21 protein-coding genes are annotated in these 22,666 nt (G+C 42.9%); 10 read left to right on the top strand and 11 right to left on the bottom strand.

From position 1 onward, the window contains the following. The first annotated feature begins 3 nt into the window (after positions 1 to 3). The 3 genes from ccoG to G458_RS0119880 are packed head-to-tail and all read left to right on the top strand — an operon-like array spanning position 4 to position 2,567. Complete coding sequence (gene ccoG, locus G458_RS0119890; protein WP_035468560.1) at positions 4 to 1,434, top strand: cytochrome c oxidase accessory protein CcoG; 1,431 nt, start codon at positions 4 to 6, stop codon at positions 1,432 to 1,434. A 3-nt stretch (positions 1,435 to 1,437) separates the two neighbouring features. Next, the gene (locus G458_RS0119885) at positions 1,438 to 1,863 is read left to right on the top strand and encodes a FixH family protein (RefSeq protein ID WP_026953458.1); all 426 of its coding nucleotides are present in this window, start codon (positions 1,438 to 1,440) and stop codon (positions 1,861 to 1,863) included. Beyond that, positions 1,863 to 2,567 carry a sulfite exporter TauE/SafE family protein gene (locus G458_RS0119880; protein ID WP_026953457.1) on the top strand — a complete coding sequence of 235 codons (705 nt, stop codon included), beginning with the start codon at positions 1,863 to 1,865 and terminating at the stop codon, positions 2,565 to 2,567. Before G458_RS0119885 ends, G458_RS0119880 begins: the two co-directional genes overlap by 1 nt. Here the strand turns inward: G458_RS0119880 and hemN are convergent, their stop codons facing one another. After that, the gene (gene hemN, locus G458_RS0119875; RefSeq protein ID WP_026953456.1) at positions 2,568 to 3,926 is read right to left on the bottom strand and encodes an oxygen-independent coproporphyrinogen III oxidase; all 1,359 of its coding nucleotides are present in this window, start codon (positions 3,924 to 3,926) and stop codon (positions 2,568 to 2,570) included. It abuts the gene before it with no gap. A gap of 132 nt (positions 3,927 to 4,058) precedes the next feature. On the opposite strand from hemN, the gene G458_RS0119870 reads away from it, so the two are divergent. Beyond that, positions 4,059 to 5,153, top strand: a complete 1,095-nt coding sequence (locus tag G458_RS0119870; RefSeq protein WP_035468558.1) for an alkane 1-monooxygenase — start codon at positions 4,059 to 4,061, stop codon at positions 5,151 to 5,153. On the opposite strand, the gene G458_RS0119865 is transcribed toward G458_RS0119870, so the two are convergent. The 3 genes from G458_RS0119865 to G458_RS0119855 are packed head-to-tail and all read right to left on the bottom strand — an operon-like array spanning position 5,145 to position 7,936. Beyond that, entirely contained in the window at positions 5,145 to 6,188 is a 1,044-nt protein-coding gene (locus G458_RS0119865; protein WP_026953454.1) for a vWA domain-containing protein, read from the bottom strand. The genes G458_RS0119870 and G458_RS0119865 overlap by 9 nt on opposite strands. Beyond that, complete coding sequence (locus tag G458_RS0119860; protein ID WP_026953453.1) at positions 6,169 to 7,065, bottom strand: hypothetical protein; 897 nt, start codon at positions 7,063 to 7,065, stop codon at positions 6,169 to 6,171. Before G458_RS0119860 ends, G458_RS0119865 begins: the two co-directional genes overlap by 20 nt. Beyond that, on the bottom strand, positions 7,058 to 7,936 hold the full coding sequence (locus G458_RS0119855) for a DUF58 domain-containing protein (RefSeq protein WP_026953452.1): 879 nt from the start codon (positions 7,934 to 7,936) through the stop codon (positions 7,058 to 7,060). Before G458_RS0119855 ends, G458_RS0119860 begins: the two co-directional genes overlap by 8 nt. A gap of 106 nt (positions 7,937 to 8,042) precedes the next feature. On the opposite strand from G458_RS0119855, the gene G458_RS0119850 reads away from it, so the two are divergent. After that, positions 8,043 to 8,396 (top strand): DUF4296 domain-containing protein, encoded by a 354-nt coding sequence (locus tag G458_RS0119850; protein WP_026953451.1) that lies wholly within the window; start codon positions 8,043 to 8,045, stop codon positions 8,394 to 8,396. After that, positions 8,396 to 10,783: an endonuclease MutS2 gene (locus tag G458_RS0119845; protein ID WP_026953450.1), complete on the top strand. Its 2,388-nt coding sequence runs from the start codon at positions 8,396 to 8,398 to the stop codon at positions 10,781 to 10,783. The genes G458_RS0119850 and G458_RS0119845 overlap by 1 nt, the downstream gene beginning before the upstream one ends. Positions 10,784 to 10,833: 50 nt before the next feature. Here the strand turns inward: G458_RS0119845 and G458_RS0119840 are convergent, their stop codons facing one another. From G458_RS0119840 to G458_RS0119815, 6 genes are read right to left on the bottom strand one after another with little or no spacing between them, the layout of a single operon-like run. After that, positions 10,834 to 11,313 (bottom strand): DUF5004 domain-containing protein, encoded by a 480-nt coding sequence (locus G458_RS0119840; RefSeq protein WP_035468557.1) that lies wholly within the window; start codon positions 11,311 to 11,313, stop codon positions 10,834 to 10,836. Positions 11,314 to 11,370: 57 nt separating this feature from the next. Next, positions 11,371 to 11,991, bottom strand: coding sequence for an ABC transporter ATP-binding protein (locus G458_RS0119835; RefSeq protein ID WP_026953448.1), 621 nt, complete (start codon positions 11,989 to 11,991; stop codon positions 11,371 to 11,373). A 1-nt stretch (position 11,992) separates the two neighbouring features. Continuing rightward, positions 11,993 to 12,772: an acyl-ACP--UDP-N-acetylglucosamine O-acyltransferase gene (gene lpxA, locus G458_RS0119830; RefSeq protein ID WP_026953447.1), complete on the bottom strand. Its 780-nt coding sequence runs from the start codon at positions 12,770 to 12,772 to the stop codon at positions 11,993 to 11,995. Further along, a complete protein-coding gene (locus tag G458_RS0119825) occupies positions 12,769 to 14,163 on the bottom strand; it encodes a bifunctional UDP-3-O-[3-hydroxymyristoyl] N-acetylglucosamine deacetylase/3-hydroxyacyl-ACP dehydratase (protein WP_026953446.1) in 1,395 nt (464 codons plus the stop codon). The genes lpxA and G458_RS0119825 overlap by 4 nt, the downstream gene beginning before the upstream one ends. A 32-nt stretch (positions 14,164 to 14,195) precedes the next feature. Beyond that, complete coding sequence (lpxD, locus tag G458_RS0119820; protein ID WP_026953445.1) at positions 14,196 to 15,218, bottom strand: UDP-3-O-(3-hydroxymyristoyl)glucosamine N-acyltransferase; 1,023 nt, start codon at positions 15,216 to 15,218, stop codon at positions 14,196 to 14,198. Between the two features lie 17 nt (positions 15,219 to 15,235). Further along, a complete protein-coding gene (locus G458_RS0119815; protein ID WP_026953444.1) occupies positions 15,236 to 16,468 on the bottom strand; it encodes an HD domain-containing protein in 1,233 nt (410 codons plus the stop codon). 60 nt (positions 16,469 to 16,528) lie between these two features. Here G458_RS0119815 and porX point away from each other — a divergent pair, with 60 nt between their 5' ends. Genes porX through G458_RS0119800 form a run of 3 tightly spaced genes read left to right on the top strand, consistent with a single transcriptional unit; the run spans position 16,529 to position 19,723 of the window. Next, the gene (gene porX / locus G458_RS0119810; RefSeq protein ID WP_026953443.1) at positions 16,529 to 18,091 is read left to right on the top strand and encodes a T9SS response regulator signal transducer PorX; all 1,563 of its coding nucleotides are present in this window, start codon (positions 16,529 to 16,531) and stop codon (positions 18,089 to 18,091) included. Positions 18,092 to 18,093: 2 nt separating this feature from the next. After that, positions 18,094 to 18,510 (top strand): tRNA (adenosine(37)-N6)-threonylcarbamoyltransferase complex ATPase subunit type 1 TsaE, encoded by a 417-nt coding sequence (gene tsaE, locus G458_RS0119805; RefSeq protein ID WP_051287480.1) that lies wholly within the window; start codon positions 18,094 to 18,096, stop codon positions 18,508 to 18,510. A gap of 1 nt (position 18,511) precedes the next feature. Next, on the top strand, positions 18,512 to 19,723 hold the full coding sequence (locus G458_RS0119800) for an alanine dehydrogenase (RefSeq protein WP_026953441.1): 1,212 nt from the start codon (positions 18,512 to 18,514) through the stop codon (positions 19,721 to 19,723). On the opposite strand, the gene G458_RS0119795 is transcribed toward G458_RS0119800, so the two are convergent. Continuing rightward, positions 19,724 to 20,197 (bottom strand): response regulator, encoded by a 474-nt coding sequence (locus G458_RS0119795; RefSeq protein ID WP_026953440.1) that lies wholly within the window; start codon positions 20,195 to 20,197, stop codon positions 19,724 to 19,726. It abuts the gene before it with no gap. A 192-nt stretch (positions 20,198 to 20,389) separates the two neighbouring features. Here G458_RS0119795 and G458_RS21590 point away from each other — a divergent pair, with 192 nt between their 5' ends. Beyond that, positions 20,390 to 22,663 carry an Rv1355c family protein gene (locus G458_RS21590; protein ID WP_051287479.1) on the top strand — a complete coding sequence of 758 codons (2,274 nt, stop codon included), beginning with the start codon at positions 20,390 to 20,392 and terminating at the stop codon, positions 22,661 to 22,663. Positions 22,664 to 22,666 lie beyond the last annotated feature (3 nt).

Raw genomic sequence — 22,666 nt, 5'->3', positions numbered from 1 at the left:
ACCATGGCCAAAAAGAATTATAACCCCAATTTGAATCCGGAGAATTTTCGGGATTCTTTAGCTTCCGTCCGAGAGGATGGAAAGCGAAATTGGGTGTATCCCAAAAAAGTCAAAGGTTTCTTTTATAAGTATAGAACCTACCTTTCTTGGATTCTTCTGGCCATTTTATTTGCCGGACCCTTTATCCGGATTGATGGAAGGCCTTACATGTTGTTTAATATTTTTGAGAGAAAATTTATCATTTTCGGTGCTGTTTTCTGGCCTCAGGACACCATCCTACTAATTTTTCTCCTTCTGATTTTCTTTGTTTTCATTATTCTTTTTACGGTAGTTTTTGGAAGGGTTTGGTGTGGATGGGCCTGTCCGCAGACTTTATTTATGGAAATGGTTTTTCGCAAAATCGAGTATGCCATTGAAGGCGATGCCAATCAACAGCGGGCTTTAAATGAAGGTCCTTGGACGGCAGAGAAGATTTGGAAAAAGGGAGTAAAAATCTCTGTTTTTGGAATCATATCCTTGGCAATAGGCCATTTGGTCATGGCCTACCTGATAGGAATTGACCAAGTGGTCGAGATTGTGACTCAGCCTCCCTCAGCGCATATGGCAGGATTTATTGGGGTATTGGCCTTTTCAGGGATTTTCATGTTTGTGTTTTCCTGGTTTAGGGAGCAAGCCTGCATTGTAGTATGTCCCTACGGAAGACTTCAGGGAGTCCTGCTGGATGATAACAGCATCAACGTGATGTATGATTATGTCCGGGGAGAACCCAGAGGGCCTATCCGGAAAAACCAAGCAGAGGCATCTGCCAAAGGAGATTGTGTGGATTGCGGGCTTTGTGTCCAAGTGTGTCCCACGGGGATAGATATTCGCAATGGCGTCCAAATGGAGTGCGTCAATTGTACCGCTTGCATCGATGCATGTGATGAGGTGATGGAAAAAGTGGAAAGGCCTACGGGCTTGATTCGCTATGCCTCCGAGAACAGTATCAAGCAGGGATTTCAAAAGCTTTTTACTGGAAGAGTCAAAGGATATACCTTGGTGCTTACCGTTTTGGTAGCCGCCTTTGTAAGTCTGATTGTCACCCGGGATGAGTTGGAAGCGACGATTACCCGATTTCCTGGGATGACCTACCAAGCCAGACCTGACGGAAACGTCTCCAACCTGTACAATATTACCCTGATTAATAAAACTTTCGAACCACAACAGGTATCGATCAAATCACTTGCAGAAGGAATAAAGGTCGAAATCGTGGGAGATCAGAATTGGGTGATAGAGCCTCAGACGAAATTTGAAGGACGGTTTTTCTTGGTTCAGGATGGAAAAACAGTGAAAGTTCAGCAGCAAAAAGTACACTTGGTGCTTTCGGCTGGTCAAGCTGAATTTGAGGATATTGAAACAAACTTTATGGCTCCTTTGGGAGGCTCAACAAACTAAACTATGGACTGGGGAAAAGGAATTTTGTTAACGATTATTGGCTTTGTGGCTTTTATCATGACTTTGGTGATCATTTCTGTAAAACAGGACGACATCCATTTGGTCACCGAAAATTATTACGAGAAAGAAATCAAATATCAGGAGCAGATTGACCGTGAAAAATTAGCAGCTGGACTAGGCCGTGAAGTTTTGGAATTCGATGGTTCTACCAAGACCATCTTTTTGGACTTACCGGTTGGCTCCAAGGGTAACTTGCAGTTGTTTCGTCCTTCGGACGCAAGATTGGATCAGAAACTCCCGCTGGAAATCACCACGCAAGGAAAGACTGCTGTACCTATTCAAAATTTGAAACCCGGATATTGGAGAATCCAGTTGACCTGGGAAGAAAATGGAGTAGAATACTACGAGGAGAAAAAAATAAACTTATAATGTTCTGGACTGCCCTGGTTTTAGGTTTTTTAGGCTCGTTCCACTGTGTGGGAATGTGCGGACCTATTGCTTTGGCAGTAGGGGGTAGAAGTAACCAGAAATTCATTTGGAATAAAATCCTCTACAACTTTGGCAGAAGCATGACCTATGGTCTTTTGGGGCTGGCAGTGGGGACTTTGGGTTTCTCACTTTCCCTTGCAGGAATTCAGCAAGGGATTTCGGTCGGAATGGGCTTGCTGGTGGTCGTACTTTCCCTTAGTTATAAAAAAGCCGATCAATTTCTCGCCGTTCCGGCTCTTTCAGGAGCTGTTCATTGGATCAAGTCCAAACTGAATCAATACCTTAAATCCGGCAGTAAAACTGCATTTTTTTCCACAGGACTCATCAACGGACTGCTTCCCTGCGGAATGGTTTATATGGCTCTGGTGGTAGCAATAGGTATGCAAAGCCCTTGGATGGGAGCTGCCTACATGTTCTTTTTCGGTTTGGGGACCATCCCATTGCTGATGGGATTGATGGTTTCTGGAAGTATTTTATCTCCTTTCAGAAGGCAACAATTCCAAAAGGCGATTCCCTATGTGGGGATCGTTATAGGTGTTTTGATGGTGGTCCGTGGATTAGGTCTAGGAATTCCCGGTTTTAGCCCGGAGTTGGCTGTGTTTGACTATGGAACCCAGCAAGTCGAGATTACCCTGTGTCACTGATCAGATAGCTTTGCTAAACTTCGCTACTACCGTATTTTTTGAAATCATTCTCAGGTCAAATTGGGCACAGATGTTTCTCACCACTGCCATTCCATTTTCCGAGACTTTAATCTGGAAATGATTTGTATTCAAAAGCTCCTCATTTTCCATTTCATGCAAAACTTCCAGATTTTCGATTGGAAGCTTTTCCCAAATGCTAAATGGAAGCTCGGCCTCTCCCTTGCAAATCAAATCCAGGATCAATTGCCTTGTAAGCAGATCCTCAGCTGTCAATTCATGCCCTTTGATGATGGGAAGCGTATGATTCAATATGGAGCTTTCATAAGCTTCCACTTTTTTCTCATTCTGAGCAAAGCCATACCAAACATCGCTGATACTACTTGCCCCTAATCCCAGCAGGATTTTGGTGTTCAAAGTGGTATATCCCATGAAATTCCGATGGAGTCTTCCTTCATGTTTTGCCCTACAAAGTGGGTCATCAGGCAAGGCAAAGTGATCCATCCCAACTTCCTCATAGCCCATGGAGAGTAGTTTTTCCTTTCCAAATTCATAAAGTCCTCGCTTATTGGTTTCGGAAGGGAGGTGGTTTTCATAGCTTTTTTGAGCTGGAAAAACTGAAGGCAAATGTGCATAGCTATAAAAAGCGATTCGTTCAGGCCTTAGGGTACTGACTCTTTCGAAAGTTTCAGCTAAGGTGTCCAAGGTTTGATAGGGCAATCCGTAGATCAAGTCGAAATTGATGGATTGGTACCCCGTTTTTCGAGCATTTTCAGTTGCCTCTTTGACCTTTTCGAAGGGCTGGATTCTGTGAATTGCCTTCTGAACTGAAAGGTCGAAGTCCTGAATGCCATAGCTTACCCGATCAAACCCCAGTTTGCTCAAAACCTCCAGATGCTCAAAACTTGTATTGTTGGGATGGCCCTCAAAGCTGAATTCTTTATTATCTGCAATCCGGGCAGATTTTAAAATTTTGGAGAGCAGGAGATTTAAACTTTCCGGCGAAAAAAAAGTCGGTGTGCCTCCTCCCAGGTGTATGGCTGAAATCAAAGGTTCTTCCTCCAAAATGGCCAGATATTTTTCCCATTCCAATAGCAAGGATTGAATATAAGCATCCTCTATGTTGTGATTTTTGGTAATTCGCTTGTTGCAACCGCAATAGGTGCATAAGCTTTCACAAAAGGGCAAATGGATATAAAGACTGATGCCAGTTTCTTGACCAAACTCTTTATAAGCCTTTTTCACAATGCCCTCCCAACGATTTTCATCCATATTATTTTCCCAAAAAGGAACCGTGGGATAGGAAGTGTACCGGGGTACTGGTTTGTTATACTTTTGAATTAGAAAAGGTGAAAGTGCCATCTTATTGAATTTTCAGCAAGTTGGCATAAATAGGCTGGAGCTTTGGTGACAAGGAATACCTGTAAAACTGATTTTTGTCAGGTGAAAAAAGGTGACCCCGAAATTTTTTATCTTTTGATAAAATAAATTGTCATGATCCAAAACGTTTTAAGAAAGATCGGGTTTTTGAGTGCTTTTCTATTGCCAGTTTTGTTGGTATTGGGATTCTATTCTGGAGGCCCCTTTATTTGGTCTGTCCACTTGTTTGTTTTTATCCTGATTCCGGTGATGGATTATGTTTTGGCAAAGGATCAAAGCAATGTGCCCAAAAGCTTGGTAAGTCAAGTGTCCCAAGAAAGATTTTACAAGTGGGTGACCTTTGGCTGGGTCTATGTCCAGTATCTGATGCTGTTTTGGTCACTTTATGTAGTGACTTTTTATCCATTATCGGCTGGCGAATGGACGGCTTTGGCCACAGGCTTGGCATTGATAACAGGAGGAATTGGGATTACAGTCGCCCATGAATTGGGGCATAAATCGGATCCTTTGGAGCAGTTTTATTCCAAAGCTATTTTGCTCACTGTGACCTACCAACATTTTTACATTGAGCATAATCGGGGACATCACGTACGGGTAGCTACTCCGGAAGATCCTGCCACCAGTAGATTTGGCGAGAATTTTTACGCCTTTTGGTGGAGATCAGTCAGTCAGGGATACCTCAGCGCCTGGCACTTAGAAAGAGAACGGCTGGTGAAAAAGAAATTGAATCCATGGTCCTTTTCCAATCAAATGTTGGTTTTCCATTTGACAAGTTTGTTTTTCGTTTTAGGATTGTTTTTTGGGTTTTCTTGGCTTGCTGAAAGATGGGTTTGGGAAGTCCCGGTGTTCTTCGGGATTCAAAGTGTCTTGGCTTTTTCCCTATTGGAGGCAGTGAACTATTTGGAGCATTATGGCATGGAACGGAAAAAACTGCCCAATGGAAGATACGAGCAAGTAACCGCCCTTCATAGTTGGAATGCAAGTGAAATGGTCAGCAACTTTTTCCTTTTTCAACTTCAGCGGCATTCAGACCATCATTGGTATGCTGCAAAGCGGTATCAGGTTTTGGACCACCATCCCCAAAGTCCCCAGCTTCCGGCGGGATATTCAGCTATGATATTGGTTGCTATGGTTCCTCCGCTTTGGTTTTCCATCATGAATCCCCTGTTGTCCAGATGGAGAAATGCGCAAATGGAAGATTTAGTCTAGGAGGAAATTATTGAGGAAAGTACTTTTTAACCACATCCAAGCCAAGAAAAACAACATCGCCCAAAAGAGGTAAATCCGGTAATAATCAGTGGTTTCCTTGTATCTGTTTTCTTGGATTTCGGCTTTTTCCAAGGTATCAATCCGCTCAAAAATCTGCTTCAGCGCATCTCCATCCGAAGCTCTATAAAATTCCCCACCACCGATTCTGGCGATTTCCCGAAGGGTAGTTTCGTCCAGATAGCTTTCCACCATCTGAGGTCTTCCAAAGAAGTCAGTACCATACGGCACCATTCCATCTTTTCCCACCGCAATGGTGTAGATTTTTATGTTAAACGCAGATGCCAGTTGGGCTGCGAAAAGAGGATCCACATTACCGGCATTACTTTCCCCATCTGAAAGCAAAATCATGACTTTGGAAGGGATTTCACTGTCTTTCATCCGATTGGTACCAGCCGCCAAAGCCGAACCGATGGCCGTGCCCTTGGCTTCGATCATCTGAAAGTTTATTTCTTTGATGAGATTGGTCAAAAGATCATAGTCATTGGTCAGAGGAGAAAGGGAATAGGCTTCTCCGGCAAAAACCACCATTCCGATTCGGTCTCCAAATCTTCCGTTAATAAAGTCAATGGCGGTTTGCTTGGCGGATTCCAGTCGGTTGGGGGTGAAATCCTGTAAATCCATGGACTCGGAAATATCCATGACCAAAAGAATATCGATCCCTTCGGTGAATTGCTCTACTCGCTCATTACTACGCTGCGGTCGTGCTAAGGCGATAACAATAAGCAGCATGGACAGAACAAAGAATAAAGTCGGTACCAGTCTCAGGTAAGTCCAAGGGTTGACTTTCGTGACCCGCTTGGGTAGGGAAAGCTCTAGGACTGGATTTTTTAGGAACTTGACAAACTTCCGGATCAGGATGAAAGAAGGAATGATCCATAGTAGATTGAGGAAAATCGGCTTTTCCCATTCGTAGGATCGGAAGGTCTCAGGCAAAAACCAAGACCAGTCAAAAAACTCAAGCAGGAGTTCTTTCATGTCGGAGTTGGTTTAGTTTTTCCTCGTATTTCGTTTTGGCAAGCTGCAGTAGATAGCCTGTAGACTCGGAAGTCTTGGCTTCTTTCCCAGCATAGATTATCATATCAATAGACCTCAAAGCTTTCAGAATTTGAGGATCATTCAATTGCTCTGCAATTTCACTGGAGGTCCATTCCTGGAAGGGTTGTCCGGTAATGCTTTCGAGATATCCTTTCCAAAGCCCTATCACCTCGTCTGCCAGTTCAATGGCTGGAGTTTGTTCCAATAAAGCACTTTGTTTTCTCCACTTTCTTTCAAACTGCATCCATCGCAACTTTTCTCTCTTACGTTTCAAGAATGCCTTGATTCTCTTGGCGAAGAGTACGAAGAAGGCTCCTAAAAGCAATAGAACTGCCCCCAAGATCAGTAAGCCCATCAGCCAGTTGAAAGATTTTTCCAAAGGTTGATACACGTTGTTTTCCTGAAATACCAATTGCTCAGGAATCGAATCCAACATCAATTTAAGCTTGATCTCGGCCTCATCGGTGAAATAGGTCAGACTGTCGTAGCGATTGAGCTCAAATACCGGCAAAGAAAGGTAAGAGCTAGGCTCAAGAGAAAAATTAGACAGATAATAAACAGCACTGTCTGAGGTAATTCCTTCTTGGGTAGAACTGATGAAGGTTTTCTTTTCCAGTAGGACAAAAGGAGAATAATCAAATGTGGAATCCGGAAACATAACCTGAATTCCCTCTGGGTACTTGGCTTTAAGCACAAAACCCACCCGTTCTCCCAGCTTGGCCGAATCTTGAGTGAAATATCCCTGCACTTCCACAGATTGCCCAAATGTGGAAATAGAGATCAAAATCCAGAAAAATAGTATTAGGAATTTACCCACGTTTCATCCGTTTGTTTCGGTACTTAAACAAATCGATCAGCGGCCCCACAATATCCTGGGTGGTATCAATGGACAGATAGTTGATTTGGTTTTTTTTGCAAAGTTCTTTCAGATGGTCTCTTTCCAGCGTAAAGGTGTCTGAGATTTTCTTGGAAAAACTTCCAAAAACTGTATTAACCCAGGTGGTTTTTTCACTTTCCTTATCGTAAATCGGAATAATCCCTAATGAAGGGAGTGCTGATTCTCGAGGATCGGTCAATTGAATGGCCACCAAATCGTGTCGTTCTGCCAAGGCCCGGAAAGAGCGGTCGTAATTTTCATCTATAAAATCCGAGATCACGATGATAATGCTTCTCTTTTTAATCAGGTTTAAGGCAAAGGTAAAAAGCCCGTTGAGGTCTGTTTTTTTGCTTTTGTTTTGATGATCAAATATTCCCCGGATGACTTTGACGCCTTGTTTACTTCCTTTTGCAGGAAGTATCAGTTTTTCTTTTTGATCGGAATAGGAAATCAATCCTACCTGACTTCCTTCATATACCGCAGCAAGAGTCAAAACACCTGCCACCAGTTTTCCCTGATCGATTTTCTTATTTCCCAATTGGCCAATGTCTTGGCTTCCAGAGATGTCTAAAAGAAAATAAACCGATTGCTCCTTGTCTTCCCGAAAGGTTTTGACAAAAGTACCATGACCTTTGGCAGAAACTTTCCACTCGATGGTTCGTACATCATCCCCGTATTGGTAGGGGCGGAGGTCGTCAAATTCCAGACCGGAACCTTTGAAAAGAGACTGATATTCCCCCTGTAGGTGGTTGTTGGCCACCTTCCTGATCATGATTTCGTACTTTCGAAGTTTGCTAAAGAGCTGATCCATGCAGGGCGATTTGAACCGCCTAAGTTAAACCCTTGGGCTGAATTATAAAATTTGTCTTCCCCCTTCGGGTCAGAGATTATCCGTTAAAAAAACCTAATTTTAACCCGTGAATCGAATTTTGATCCTACTTATTTTCTTGGTTTGCATCAGTGCATGCCAATCTTCCAACCCTTCCCAAGAAGGTGTATTGACAGAGGACCAAATGGTTGCTGTCTTGTTGGATATCCAGTTGACCGAGGGAATGGTCAGTGCCATTCCGATTCCCTATGATTCTTCCGGGGTTTTATACACGCTCATGGAAAAAGAGATTTTTATTAAACATGGAGTGTCAGATTCGGTTTTTACCAGAAGTATGAAATATTACCTGGAAGATGCAGTCATGATGGAAAAAATATACGCGCGAATCATTGATTCCCTCACCGTCATGGAAAACAATCCGGGAATTGAGGAAAGAATGTAATGCTATACCCTTCCAATCTCGAACAGAAGATCAATTTTGTCAAAATCAAGGAGCATCTTAAAGAAGAATGTACTTCTTCTTTAGGGCAGGAATATGTCGACAAGGTCTCTTTTTCGTCTGATTACAATCTTGTCGGCAAGCTCTTAGACCAGACCTCTGAGTTTTTAGACATCCTGATTTCGGGGGAGATTTTTCCCTCATCCAATTTCACCAATCTCAACCCATTTCTTGAAAAGGCCAAACTCGAAGGAGCCTTCTTGGATCAGGAGGAATTCTATGAGGTGAAAATGGCACTTCAGACGCTTAAGTCCTGTGTTGTTTTTTTTCAAAAAAACGGAGAACAATATCCTGCTCTCAGTAACCTTCTGGGGCTATTGCTGGATTTGGATATGGGACTGCTCAAGGTGATCGATCAGATCATCGATGAAAAAGGTAAAATCAGAAGCAATGCCAGCAAAGAATTGCAACTGATCAGAACCCAGCTGTTGTATGAGGAAACCCGCCTCAGAAAGGTGATGGAGCGAATTTTCAAAGATGCCAGAGCCAAAGGACTGACTCCGGAGGATGCCGCTATGACCATCCGTGGAGGCAGAATGGTGATCCCTGTGGCGGCTGAAAACAAAAGGAAGCTCCGAGGATTTATCCACGACGAGTCGGCCACTGGGCAGACGGTTTTTATGGAGCCCGAGGAAGCCTTGGACATCAATAATGAGATCCGGGATTTGGAATATATGGAAAAACGGGAGATCATCCGGATTCTCACCCGCTTGACTGATCAACTTAGGCCGTCTATTCCAGCCCTACGGAAAGCCACCAATTATTTGGGATTGATGGATTTTATCCGTGCTAAAGCCCGATATGCCCAAAAAACGGAAAGCGTAAAACCTGTTTTGGTCCGGGAAAAAGTCCTGGATTGGACTAGGGCAAGACATCCGCTCTTGGAAAAAGCGCTAAAGACTCAAGGCCGAAAAATTATTCCCTTAGATGTAAAACTGGCGGGTAACGAAAGGCTTTTGGTGATTTCCGGACCCAATGCCGGAGGGAAATCGGTGACCTTGAAAACTGTCGCTTTGTTGCAGTACATGCTTCAGTGTGGCCTGCTGATTCCTGTGCATCCGGATTCCAAAAGCTCCCTGTTTGAGAATTTTTTCATTGATATCGGAGATGAACAAAATCTGGAAAATGACCTGAGTACTTACTCTTCTCATTTGATGAGTATGAAGCATTTTACCCAGTTTTCCCATAAAAAGACCATCCTGTTTATCGATGAATTCGGGACTGGTACAGAACCACAATTTGGGGGAGCCATTGCAGAATCTATTCTTCTGGCTTTGAATAAGCTTGGTGCCTTTGGGGTGATTACCACGCATTACGGGAATCTGAAACAGGTCGCCAATAAAAATCAAGGCCTGGTCAATGGAGCTATGCGCTACGATGTGGATCGTTTGGAGCCGCTATATCAACTTGAAATCGGGAAGCCAGGATCTTCTTTTGCGCTGGAAATTGCCTCAAAGATTGGCTTGTCCAAGGATATTTTGAGCTATGCGAAGGATCACATCGGGGAGGAGAGAGTCCGGTACGATCGGCTTTTGACTCAGCTCGAAAATGAAAAGAATCAGTATTCTTCTCTCCTAGAGGATATCAAAAAGAAAGATAAACTGCTTCAGACTCGGCTAAAGGAATATAATCAGCTAAAGGAAACACTCGAGTTGACCAAAAAGCGGTATATCCAGGAAGCTAAGCAGGAGGCAAAATCCCTTTTGGACCAGACTAATAAAAAAATTGAGTCGGTCATACGGGAAATCAAGGAAGGAAAGGCGGAAAAAGAAGTCACCAAGCAGGTGAGGAAGGAACTTGAGGAGTTTAAAAAGGAAGTAAAACCTGAAAAACTTGTAGTCAAGGACCCTGAAATCATCGTTTTGGGTGGGAAAATCGAAGCAGGAGACTGGGTTCGTCTTAAGGATAATGGTGCTGTGGCAGAGGTGGTTTCCGTGAAAAACAAGGATGTGGAAATTGCGATTGGGGATTTGAAATCCAATGTGAAGCTCGCGAGACTGGAGAAAATTTCGAAAGGCGAGGTCAAAAAAGAAATGAAATCCGTAGAGCGTAGGGGGAATTATAGTACCAATGAGAAAATGATGGAGTTTTCTACCAATCTGGATCTTAGAGGAAAACGTGGTGAGGAAATCCTGCCTTTAATCCAGACTTTCATCGATGAAGGATTTATGTTGGGGGTGAAAGATTTGAGAATTGTCCATGGGAAAGGTGATGGGATTCTTAGGGAAATCACCCGAAATCTTCTCAGGACTATGCCTCAGGTGGGAAGAATGGAGGATGAGCACGCCGACCGTGGTGGAGCAGGAGTAACTTTGGTAACCTTAAAATAAAAAAGAGGCTGTCCCGATCCGGAGACAGCCTCTCTTGCTTTTCGGCCAAATTATTTTTTATTCAAGACAAATTCATAGTTCCCCGCTACTGCTTGAGTTCCGAATATTCTGGCACCCGGTTGTGGAATGGTAAAAAGCAAAGTCAGCTTTCCTGAGGATTCGGTAAAGGATATTTCACGGGTCGCAGCAGGCTTGGTCCCTGAAAGGACAACTTTGTCAAAGTTGGCGCCTGCAAAACTCCAGGTACCATTGGTGTCAAAGAGATCATTGGAGTTTTTGGAAGTATATGTCTTAGAGGTGCCGGCATTGAAGGTGAGCTCAAAGCCTGAGTAGGTGCTGGTCACATCTGTCCCGTTTTTTTTCACACTTCCGACTGTCAGCGTCCAGGTTTTGGTTCCAGTACCAGCCAGAGCTTCTAAAGCCAGTTCTTCAGCAGTTTTTGGAGTTGGGGGAACAGGATCATCTCCGCAGGATTGAAGAGAGAACAAAAGCACTAATAAAAATGGGATCAATCGAAGTTTGGCGCTCATAGAACTAAAATTTGATTTCGTAAAGTTAGAAGCCTTACGGAAGTTACAAAACAATCCTTATTTATAATCCTCTATCGAGAGGCTTTGCTCGCAGAATTCATATTCTCGGGGCTCATTGGAGCAAACAATCAGCGTCCTTTGATTCTGGTAGTTTTGAATGAGTTCAAGGTACCAGGCTATTCCCTTTTTATCCAGATTGGAGGTCGGTTCATCCAATAGAATCAATGGAACATCCGAAAATAAGGCCAGTCCCAATTTCAGTCTTTGCTTCATCCCGGAAGAAAATTGGGATACAGGTTTGTGGGCATGGGGTTCTAAATATAGAATCCGCAATAACTCATGGGAAGAAATTTCTCCCAAAGGTCTTTTGAACTTGAAGTGGAAATCAATCACTTCCTGCAAGGTGAGTTCCTCGGGTAACTCCAGGTAAGGGGCAGTAATGGAGATGGATTTGTATTTTTCAGACTCCGGGATTTCTCCCTCAGGGGTAGAAAAAATAATCTTTCCGGAGGTGACTGGCACTACTCCGGAAAGGCATTTTAAAAGGGTAGATTTACCTGATCCATTCCCGCCTATGATAGCCAAACTGCTTCCTGAAAGGATGGTGAGGTTGAGATTTTTGAAAATCCATTCATATTGAAATCGCTTAGAGACTTCTTGTAAGTGGATTTTCAGCATGTCAGTTGATGTAACCTTTCATCACACCGCGTTCCGAGGAACGAATGAAATTCAAAATCTCATCCCGTTCTTTAGTGGCAGGAAGATTTATTTCGATTTCTTCCAAAGCACGGCTGTTGTTCATGCTATTGAGGAAAAGGTAGCGGTAAACTTCCTGAATGTGGGCTATGGATTCGCTGGAAAATCCGCGTCTTCTAAGTCCTAAGGAATTTACACCTGCATAGGAAAGAGGTTCTCTAGCTGCTTTGGTAAATGGAGGAACGTCCTTTCTGACCAAGGATCCGCCCGAAATCATGGCGTGCATGCCAATTTTCACAAACTGGTGAACTGCACTGGATCCACCGACAATTGCCCAATCGTCTATAGAAACATGTCCTGCGATTTGGACGGAGTTGGCAATGATGACATGGCTACCAATCACGCAATCATGAGCGACGTGAACATAGGCCATCAATAGGCAATTGCTCCCCACAACCGTGGTCTGTTTGTCCACAGTACCTCTGGAAATAGTGACACATTCCCGAATGGTGGTATTGTCTCCAATAATTACGGTAGATTCTTCTCCTTGAAATTTCAAATCCTGAGGAATCCCTGCGATCACGGCTCCCGGAAAAATTTTACAGTTTTTTCCGATTCTGGCTCCTGGAAAAATCGTGACATTTGACCCAATCCAAGTTCCTTCTCCAATAATCACATTTTCGTGGATCATCGTGAAAGGATCTACATGAACATTTTCACCAAGCTGAGCGCCCGGATTTATGGAGGAAAGAGGGCTAATCATGATTCTTTACGAGTTATACTGGCAGTCATTACGGCCTCACAAACCAAGGTGCTACCTACATAGGCCTCTCCTCTCATTTTTGCGATTCCACGGCGGATAGGTGCCAATAGTTCACATTTAAAAATCAGGGTATCTCCGGGAAGAACCATTTTTCTGAATTTACAGCTTTCTATTCCCAGGAAATAAGTCCAATAATTTTCAGGATCATCCACAGTGGAAAGAACCAAAATCCCTCCCGTTTGAGCCATAGCTTCCACCTGAAGTACCCCTGGCATTACTGGGTTTCCGGGAAAATGACCCATGAAGAAAGGTTCGTTCATGGTTACATTTTTCACACCTGCTACCACAGTTTCATCTAAGTAGATGATTTTGTCGATCAACTGAAAAGGATATCGGTGGGGAAGAATGTTGCTGATCTGGTTGATGTCCATGACCGGCGGGAGCTTTGGATCATAGTGAGGAATATGGGAGTTTCCTGCTTTTTCCATGGCTCTTTTGAGCTTTTTTGCAAATGCCACATTGGCTGCGTGCCCTGGTCTAGCGGCCAAAATTTGAGCTTTCAAGGGTCTGCCGACCAAAGCAAGATCTCCTACGACATCCAATAATTTATGACGTGCTGGCTCGTTGCGATAGCGAAGGTCAACATTATTAAGAATACCTTCCTTCTTTACTTCTACGGTTTGCTTGTTGAACATTTTGGCAAGATTGGCCAATTCGTCTTTTTCGACTACTCTGTCAACCACGACAATTGCATTGTTCAAATCTCCACCTTTGATCAGGTTGGAATTGTAAAGCATTTCCAATTCGTGCAGGAAGCAGAAAGTTCGGCAAGAGGCAATTTCAGATCGGAACTGACTGATATCGGTAATGGAGGCATGTTGACTTCCCAAAACTGGGGAGTTATAATCTACCATGACTGTAACTCGATAATTATCAGTGGGAAGTGCTACCATTTCCACTTCTCGGGAAGCATCCTTGTATTGGATACTTTCCTGAACTTCAAAAAATCTTCTGAGTGCATTCTGCTCCTCCAGTCCTGCTTCTTCGAGAATTTCGATAAACTGGATAGATGAACCATCCATAATCGGAGGCTCAGGACCGTCCAATTGGATCAGAACATTGTCAATCTCAAGTCCTACCAAGGCAGCCAAAACGTGCTCCACGGTATATACTCTGGCTCCATTTTGCTCGAGGGTGGTGCCTCTGGATACATCCACCACCAGATCACAGTCCGCATCTACAGTGGGTCTTCCTTCCAGATCAACTCGCTGGAATTTGATGCCGTGATTTGGAGGGGCTGGAACAAAAGTCATATTTGAAACTACTCCGGTATGTAATCCCACGCCGGATAGCTCAACTTGTTTTTTAATCGTATGCTGTTTTACTTTCATGGTATTCCTTTCGGAAGGTCAAGGGTGCAAAATTAGCCCTTTTTTTCGAGTTCTTTAATCCGCTTTTCGAGGCCTTCCAGATTTTTGAAGATGGAGTAGGATTTGAGAAAGTTTTTCATCTCAAAGCCCATGTATCCGAAAAGGGTTTGTCCCGGCTCTTTGATCGTTTTACTTACGCCAGTATTTGCTCCTACGGTTGTGTTGTCCGCGATCTTGATATGACCTACGATTCCGGCTTTTCCTGCGATGATACAATTCTTGCCAATCTCGGTTGATCCGGAGATTCCGGCCTGTGAGGCGATGACGGTATTTTCTCCGATGATCACATTGTGAGCTATCTGAACCTGATTGTCGATTTTAGCGCCCTTTTTGATGATGGTAGAGCCCATGGTGGCGCAATCCACAGTAGTATTAGCCCCGATGCTTACAAAATCCTCCAAAATGACGTTCCCGATCTGGGGGATTGCTTTGTAGGTTCCATCGGATTGAGGAGCGAATCCAAATCCATCCGAGCCAATGACGGCTCCTGGATGAATTTCACAATTGGCACCAATAACACTGTCATCACAGATTTTCGCTCCAGGATGGATGATGGTGTTGGTCCCGATTCTTACCCGATCTCCAATAAAGGCATGGGGATGAATTTTGACATTTTCACCCAGGGTGCAATTTTTTCCAATGTAGGAAAAAGCACCCCTGTATCCTTTGATTCCCATACTGCTACTAGGATCCATATAGGCAGGTTCTTCCACTCCTTCTTTTGCAGCCTTACTAAATTGTGCATAAGCTTCCAGAAGCTGGGTGAATCCCAAGTAGGCATCTTTTACTCGGATAAGGGTGGTAGAGAAGGACTTGCTTGGATTGAAATCTTCGGATACAATTACTGCCGTGGCCTTGGTCTCATAGAGAAAGGGCTCGTATTTTTCGTTTGCTAAAAAGCTGATTCCCCCGGATTTTCCTTCTTGGATTTTGTCCAGTCGACCAACTTTTTGATTTGGGTCGCCTTCTACTTTTCCACCAAGAATTGCCGCAATTTGTCCTAAAGTAAACTCCATTTTGGGTTCGGAATGTGTTAACGGGATAAAATTAGGTTTTTCGCTTTACATACGTAAAATTTCTCCACGATCTTGCTCATCACCTGAATATTCGGGAGATCAGCTGCCAGAGCCACGTCGATCATTTTACCTTTTTTCGTCAGGATATTAATCCGCTCAGTGGCCAGATATCCGTAGTTGCTGACCTTTCCGTAGGAGAAAAAGTAAGGTAAATCTTCTGCAGGAATACCTAACTTCTGCTGGGTTTTTTGAATCTGATCTTGGATCTCCTCCTCTGAAAACGGCTCATTAACCAAGCTTATTTTAAATAGATTTCGGGTCAAGAACATTTGGGAAATGTTTGCCAGGATGTAGTCTGGATTATTTTTCCAAAGCTTGATAGCTCCCCAAATGTCATAATCATCCAGGGAAAGAAATTTCTCAAGGATTTGCGGGTTTTCCTGAAAGTCGGAAAGCTTTACCTCGTTTTTGAGAAAGAAATCAAATTCCTCCGAAACCGGAAAACTCGCTCCCTCACGGGCTTGATTTTTTGCACGGGTGATCAAATTGATCAGCATCTTTTCAGCGCTTACGGTGGTTTTATGGAGATAAACCTGCCAATACATCAACCGCCTTGCACTGAGAAAATTTTCAATGGAGTAAATTCCTTTTTCCTCAATCACTAGCTGCTCTTGGTGCACAGCCATCATTTTGATGATTCGATCCGCGCCGATAGTTCCTTCCGAAACCCCGGTGAAAAAGCAGTCTCTTTGGAGGTAATCCAATCGGTCGATATCCAGCTGGCTGGATACGAGTTGGTTGAGAAATTTTCGGGGATATTGATTTCGGAAAATCTGAAGCGCAAGATCAAGTTTACCTCCAAACTCCCGGTTTAGGGCTTCGATGGTTATGATCGAAAGCTTTTCATGAGGAATGCCTTCCAGAAGGCTATATTCCAGTGCATGGGAAAATGGGCCATGTCCAATATCATGAAGCAGTATGGCAATAAGTGCCGCTTCATATTCTTCATCAGAGACTTCTGTGCCTTTTATTCTTAAATTATCTAACGTGATGCTCATCAGATGCATAGCTCCGATGGCATGGTGAAATCGGGTGTGTAAAGCACCCGGATAGACGAAGTCCGTCAAACCTAACTGTCGGATCCGGCGTAATCTCTGAAAATAAGGATGATCAATGATCGCAAAAATCAATTCACTGGGAATCGTGATAAATCCATAAACTGGATCATTGAGTATTTTCTGGCTTTTCAATCAGCTCGCGTTTGATTGGGTCAAAAGTAATTATAATTTTAAAAACAAAGGGAACCCGATATGTCTCAAAAATTCACCATACTCTGGGCAGACGATGAAATCGATTTGCTCAAACCTCATATTCTGTTTTTGGAAGAAAAAGGATATGAAATTACTACAGTGAATTCCGGTGTAGACGCCATTGAAGAAGTGGAAGGGAAAAATTTTGACGTGATTTTTCTTGATGAAATGATGCCTGGAATGACTGGATTGGAAACCCTTCAGCAAATTAAGCAGCTCAAGCCTCAAGTTCCTGTGGTGATGATCACCAAAAGTGAGGAAGAACATATCATGGATGATGCGATTGGAGGAAAGATCGCCGATTACTTGATCAAGCCTCTAAACCCCAGTCAGATCTGGCTGTCAGTCAAAAAAATCCTGCAAAACAAACAGCTGATTGACACCAAGACCACTCAAAATTATCAGCAGGAGTTTATGCAGATCAGCATGTCACTAGGGGATGCCAGGGATCACCGGGATTGGGCTGATATCTATCGGAAACTGACATTTTGGGAGTTGGAAATTGACGAGACGGAAAACAAAAACATGTTGGAAGTGCTCGAAACCCAAAAAACAGAGGCAAACTCTTCCTTCGCAAGATTTGTAAAGGATAATTACCTGGAATGGTTGGAAGAAAGTAATCCAGACAAGCCCTTGCTTTCCCATAAAGTGATGAAGGAAAAGGTGTTTCCTGCCCTCAAAGAAAAGAAGCCCTTGTTCTTTATCGTGATTGATAATCTACGCTTGGATCAATGGGAGGAGATAGAGACTTTGCTTTCTCCATATTTCTTGCCTGCGGAAAAAGACACCTATTTCAGTATTTTGCCCACCACCACTGCTTTTGCCAGAAACGCTTTGTTTAGCGGCATGATGCCCTTGGATATGGCTAGATTCTATCCAAATCTCTGGGAAGATGAAGATTCGGATGAGGGAAAAAATAATTTTGAAGAAGATTGGATCAGGATAAACCTGGAAAAAAATCGCCTTCCGATCAAATTCTCCTACCACAAAATCATCCAAACCCATCAGGGCAAAGCGGTTTTGGATCAATTTCATTCCCTACTTCAAAATGACCTGAATGTGTTGGTTTACAATTTTGTGGACATGGTCTCTCATGCCCGCACAGATATGAAGATGATCCGGGAACTTGCCCCTGATGAGTCTGCCTACCGTTCTTTGACCAAGAGCTGGTTTGAACACTCCTCCTTATTTGAGCTTTTCAAAAAAATCCATCAAAGTGGAATGAATGTGATAGTCACCACCGATCATGGCACCAAAAAAGTAAACAAGCCTTACCGGATAATCGGAGACAAAAATGTCACAACCAATCTGCGCTACAAGCAAGGTAAAAATTTGAATTTTGAACAAGGAAAGGTATTTGAAATCAAAAAGCCAGAAGAAGCAAAACTTCCCAAGCTGAACGTTTCCACTTCCTATGTATTTGCCGTGGAGGATTACTTTTTTGCTTACCCCAATAATTACAATTACTATGTGAACTACTACAAGGATACTTTTCAACATGGAGGGATTTCCTTGGAAGAAATGATCGTTCCCATCGTACATTTGCAGGCAAAAAAAGGATAAAATTGAGCTACACCTACGAATTGGGAGAAATCCAATCTGCCGCCAAATGGCTGATAACACAGGCCAAAGGGGAGAAGATTTGGGTTTTTCAAGGGCAAATGGGGGCAGGAAAAACGACTTTGATCAAGGCCTTGGCGAGGGAGTTTGGAGTGGAGGATGAAGTAAGCAGTCCCACCTTTGGGATTGTGAATGAATACCATACTTCCACGTCTCAAAAGATTTTCCATTTTGACTTTTATAGAATAGATGATCCGGAAGAAGCTTTGGAAATCGGAATAGAAGAGTATTTTTATGGTGGAAGTTTGTGCTGGATAGAATGGGCGGAGAAAATTGCCCAATTTATTCCGGAAGACTTTCTGTTAATTAAGCTTGATATTCTCTCTGAAAAAGAGAGATCACTCCAAATACAACATACTTAAGATGCCAACTGGATTTCCTGAACTTACAGCGGTAGGGCTGATGACCAAAGAGTCTCCTTTGGCAGTCAAGAAAGGTTCCCGTCAATTATCGGTCGGATTGCCGAAAGAAATTTCTTCCAATGAAAAGCGGGTTGTCCTTTCGCCAGAGGCGGTTGGATTACTAAGCAACAATGGGATTCAAGTTGTGGTAGAGTCTGGAGCTGGGTTACATGCCAAATTCAGCGATCAGGATTTTTCTGATGCCGGTGCTAAAATATCTTATTCCCGCAATGAGGTGTTCCAAGCCGATGTGGTTCTTAAAATTGATCCCCCTTCTTTGGAAGAAATCAAAGAGATGTCTCAAGGGGCATGTTTGATGTCGGCTTTGCAGCTTGAAAATCAAAGTGCAGAATTTATTCAGGGTCTAAATGAGAAAAAAATCACAGCTGTTGCCTTTGAGTATTTAGAAGATAAAGTTGGAGGGATGCCTGTGGTGAGAGCCATGTCCGAAATTGCCGGAAGTACGGTTATGCTCATTGCGGCCGAATATCTTTCAAGTGTCAATGATGGGAAAGGCTTGATTTTGGGTGGAGTTACTGGTGTTCCACCCACCCAAGTGGTCATTATCGGAGCTGGAACTGTAGCAGAATATGCGGCAAGGACTGCTTTGGGCCTAGGTGCCAATATCAAGGTGTTCGACAATCACATTTATAAACTCCGGAGGATCAAACATCTAATCGGACAGCAGATTTATACTTCCACCTTGGATAATCATGGGCTTTCTCAGGCTTTGGCTGAAGCCGATGTGGTCATTGGGGCATTAAGAGCAGAAAAAGGGAAAAATAAAATAGTGGTTTCTGAGGAAATGGTTGCCAATATGATGCACGGAAGTATCATTATCGATGTGGCAATAGACCAAGGGGGATGTTTTGAAACTTCAAAAATGACCTCTCACGAAGAGCCTATATATAAAGTCCATGACGTAATTCACTATTGTGTTCCGAACATCGCTTCGCGAGTGGCCAGAACAGCTTCTTATTCCCTGAGCAATATTTTCACTCCAATTTTACTTCAAATGGTAGAATTGGGGGGGGCAGAAGAAATGATTTTTAATTACAGGTGGTTTCTGAGAGGTGTTTATAATTACAGAGGAAGTCTTACGAATGCATTGATGGCCCGAAAATTCGGGTTAAACCACAAGGAGCTACAGTTGCTTTTGGCAGCGAGGTACTGATTAGGAGAGGAGATTTTGTCGAAGAAGGAATTCTAACTGTTCATTGGCTTTAAGAAGTGCAGCAGTTAGCCTCTCATTTTCTTTTCTCAGTGCATATACCTCAAATGCGTTTTTAATCACCGTTCGAAGATATTCTTCCTCCCAAGGTTTGGTCAGATAGTGATATACTTGTCCCTTATTAATGGCGTCGATTACGGCCTGAATATCGGTATATCCTGTAAGAAGAAGCCTGATTGGTTTTGGATAATAGGGGATAATACTTTCTAAAAATTCAACACCTGTTTTTTCAGGCATTCGCTGATCGGTAATGATAATATCTATTTCCTCCTCACTCAGAATTCTCTCTCCTTCCTTAGCTGAAATAGCAAGGAATATTTTATAATCCCGTCTAAAGGTCGCTTTAAACGCTTGAAGGTTGTTTTCTTCATCATCGACGTAGAGAACTTTGATTTTTTCTTCTGGTTGACTTTCCATTAAACTTTGCCCGGATTCAGCTTTATTATTCCAAATAATTCTTTTTTCCAATAAAATGCAAATCTAGAGAATTAGTGATAGTTGAACGGGCTATTCGAAAAAAAAAATAACGTAGAAACAAATTTGTTGACTAAAAAATTTGACTTAACCTTGAATAATTTATCTTTACTCTGCTTATCACCCTAAGTGAACATGATTGTTGTTGAAGAAATTGATCTGAAAGATCGGTTTACTCCTGAGATTTACTGCCCCAAAAAAGAGTCGGATTGGACTAAGATTGAGGAATTGAAAAAACTTCCTTACCTCACTATTGTCGATGAAATCGATGCTCAGGTGGGGGATTTGGTTAAGGCTGATTTTCCTGAAAAAACTTTTTCAAAGCAGGAATTACAAAAGGAAATCCGGAATTTTCTTCCCGAGAATGAAAAAGACAAGTTTGGAAACTGGGTGTATTATCCATGGAAAAACACGTTGGTTCATATTCTTGCAGAAGAGCAATTTATTCGAATAAGAACCCTAAGAAATAATTTCAAAATCACTCCTGAGGAGCAGGAAAAGCTCAGGCAAAAGAAGGTTGGAATCGTGGGGCTTTCTGTTGGGCAAAGTGTGGCCTTGGCTATTGCTCTGGAGCGTGGCTGTGGGGAGATGCGATTGGCTGATTTTGACACCTTGGAGTTGAGTAACCTTAACCGCCTGAAAGCGGGAGTTACCAGCTTAGGCCTAGAAAAAGTAATAATCGCTGCTCGGGAAATCAGTGAGATAGATCCATATCTGAAAGTTGTCCTCTATCGAGATGGAATCACTTCAGAAAATGTTTCAGATTTCCTTCTTAAAGACGGGAAGCTAGACCTTTTGATCGATGAATGCGATAGTTTGGATATCAAGCTGTTGCTTCGTGAAGAGGCCAGAAAAGAAAAGATTCCGGTGATGATGGAAACCTCAGATAGAGGGATGTTGGATGTCGAAAGGTTTGATTATGAGCCGGAAAGGGCGATTTTTCACGGCCTTTTGGAAGGAATCAACGCTGATCAGTTGAAGAATCTGTCCAATAAAGAGCGGGTTGCCATAGTTTTGAAAATCACTGGGCTGGAGACTCTTTCTTTGAGGATGAAAGCCTCTTTGCTGGAAATAGGCCAGTCCATCACTTCTTGGCCTCAATTGGCCTCTGGTGTATTTTTAGGAGGTGCTTCTGTAGCGCATGTCAGTAGAAGGTTACTCTTGGGAGGCAATGTGACCTCCGGAAGGTATTATGTGGATTTCGATGAAATAATGAAAATCGAATCCCCTGCGGAGGAAATTACTCCACCGCATTATCAGGCGATTTCTGAATTTCAGGAGGAAATTGTTTCCAAGATTCCTACCCATATTCTCCAATCGGCATACCTTGTTTCCAAGGCTGAACTTAAAGAAATTCTAGATGCCGGGAATATGGCTCCTTCAGGAGGAAATGTGCAGCCTTGGATCTGGGTTTTTGATAAGAAAGGCTTACTTCACTTAATCCACGATAAGAAAAGAAGCCACTCAATGCTGGATTTCAAAGGGACAGGATCTTTGATTGCATTTGGAGCTGCTTTGGAAAACATTAAGCTCAAATCAGCCGAAATGGGCATCGAAACCGAAACCTTGGTTCATATTTCTGAATTTGAGCAGGATCAGATTGCCACGGTAAGATTTGTAGCCAAATTCCAAAAACCAGTTCAAATTCCATATTTGGAGCTATCCAAGGGGATTTTCCTTCGATGCACCAATCGGAAAAACAATTCCAGAGTTCTGCTGTCACCTAGCGAATTGGAGATCCTGACAAAAATTGCTCAGGAGGGAGGTCTAGATCTGAAATTCACCCAATCGGAAAAGGATCTGGATGAACTTTCCAAAGTAGTCGGCGGAATGGACCGCATGAGACTTTTCCATGAGCAGGGACTTTCGGATTTCATTAAAGAAGTGAGATGGACTGAAAAAGATGCCATTGAGACCAAAGACGGGATTGACATTGCCACACTTGAACTTTCAGGTACTGAAAAAGCGGCGATGGGATTGCTCAAGGATCCGAGGACGGTGAAGTTTTTCAGGAAATTTTTGATGGGATATGGGCTTACCAAAATCTCCAAAGACACTTTACTCACAGCATCTGCTGTTGGGTTCTTAAACGGTGGACAGTTTAGACCTCAGGACTACCTTAAGGCGGGAGCAGTTTTGCAAAGAATCTGGATTCAAGCAAATCTGATGGGAGTTAGTTTCCAACCTGTCACAGCCATGTTGTTTATATTTAACCTGGTAAATAGAGAACGAAACCATGGTTTTTCTGCGAAGGAAGAAAAAGAAATCAAGCAATATAAAGCCGATTTTGACCAGATATTAAACAAAGAAGGATCTCAGGACCTTTTCATGTTTAGGTTGAATAAAGCCGGAGAACCATCAATTCGGGCATATAGAAGGCCAGTTGAAGAAACATTAATCATGCTTTAAAAT

The sequence above is a fragment of the Algoriphagus mannitolivorans DSM 15301 genome, from assembly GCF_000429425.1.
Lineage (GTDB): Bacteria > Bacteroidota > Bacteroidia > Cytophagales > Cyclobacteriaceae > Algoriphagus > Algoriphagus mannitolivorans.
The sequence above is the reverse complement of the archived record's forward strand: the minus strand, read 5'-3'. Positions and strand labels throughout refer to the sequence as shown.

Bases quoted from the DNA above. Each gene is read 5' to 3' on its own strand.
- ccoG (WP_035468560.1), top strand. From the start codon at position 4: ATGGCCAAAAAGAATTATAACCCCAATTTGAATCCGGAGAATTTTCGG.
- G458_RS0119885 (WP_026953458.1), top strand. From the start codon at position 1,438: ATGGACTGGGGAAAAGGAATTTTGTTAACGATTATTGGCTTTGTGGCT.
- G458_RS0119880 (WP_026953457.1), top strand. From the start codon at position 1,863: ATGTTCTGGACTGCCCTGGTTTTAGGTTTTTTAGGCTCGTTCCACTGT.
- hemN (WP_026953456.1), bottom strand. From the start codon at position 3,926: ATGGCACTTTCACCTTTTCTAATTCAAAAGTATAACAAACCAGTACCC.
- G458_RS0119870 (WP_035468558.1), top strand. From the start codon at position 4,059: ATGATCCAAAACGTTTTAAGAAAGATCGGGTTTTTGAGTGCTTTTCTA.
- G458_RS0119865 (WP_026953454.1), bottom strand. From the start codon at position 6,188: ATGAAAGAACTCCTGCTTGAGTTTTTTGACTGGTCTTGGTTTTTGCCT.
- G458_RS0119855 (WP_026953452.1), bottom strand. From the start codon at position 7,936: ATGGATCAGCTCTTTAGCAAACTTCGAAAGTACGAAATCATGATCAGG.
- G458_RS0119845 (WP_026953450.1), top strand. From the start codon at position 8,396: ATGCTATACCCTTCCAATCTCGAACAGAAGATCAATTTTGTCAAAATC.
- G458_RS0119840 (WP_035468557.1), bottom strand. From the start codon at position 11,313: ATGAGCGCCAAACTTCGATTGATCCCATTTTTATTAGTGCTTTTGTTC.
- G458_RS0119835 (WP_026953448.1), bottom strand. From the start codon at position 11,991: ATGCTGAAAATCCACTTACAAGAAGTCTCTAAGCGATTTCAATATGAA.
- lpxA (WP_026953447.1), bottom strand. From the start codon at position 12,772: ATGATTAGCCCTCTTTCCTCCATAAATCCGGGCGCTCAGCTTGGTGAA.
- G458_RS0119825 (WP_026953446.1), bottom strand. From the start codon at position 14,163: ATGAAAGTAAAACAGCATACGATTAAAAAACAAGTTGAGCTATCCGGC.
- lpxD (WP_026953445.1), bottom strand. From the start codon at position 15,218: ATGGAGTTTACTTTAGGACAAATTGCGGCAATTCTTGGTGGAAAAGTA.
- porX (WP_026953443.1), top strand. From the start codon at position 16,529: ATGTCTCAAAAATTCACCATACTCTGGGCAGACGATGAAATCGATTTG.
- G458_RS0119800 (WP_026953441.1), top strand. From the start codon at position 18,512: ATGCCAACTGGATTTCCTGAACTTACAGCGGTAGGGCTGATGACCAAA.
- G458_RS0119795 (WP_026953440.1), bottom strand. From the start codon at position 20,197: ATGGAAAGTCAACCAGAAGAAAAAATCAAAGTTCTCTACGTCGATGAT.
- G458_RS21590 (WP_051287479.1), top strand. From the start codon at position 20,390: ATGATTGTTGTTGAAGAAATTGATCTGAAAGATCGGTTTACTCCTGAG.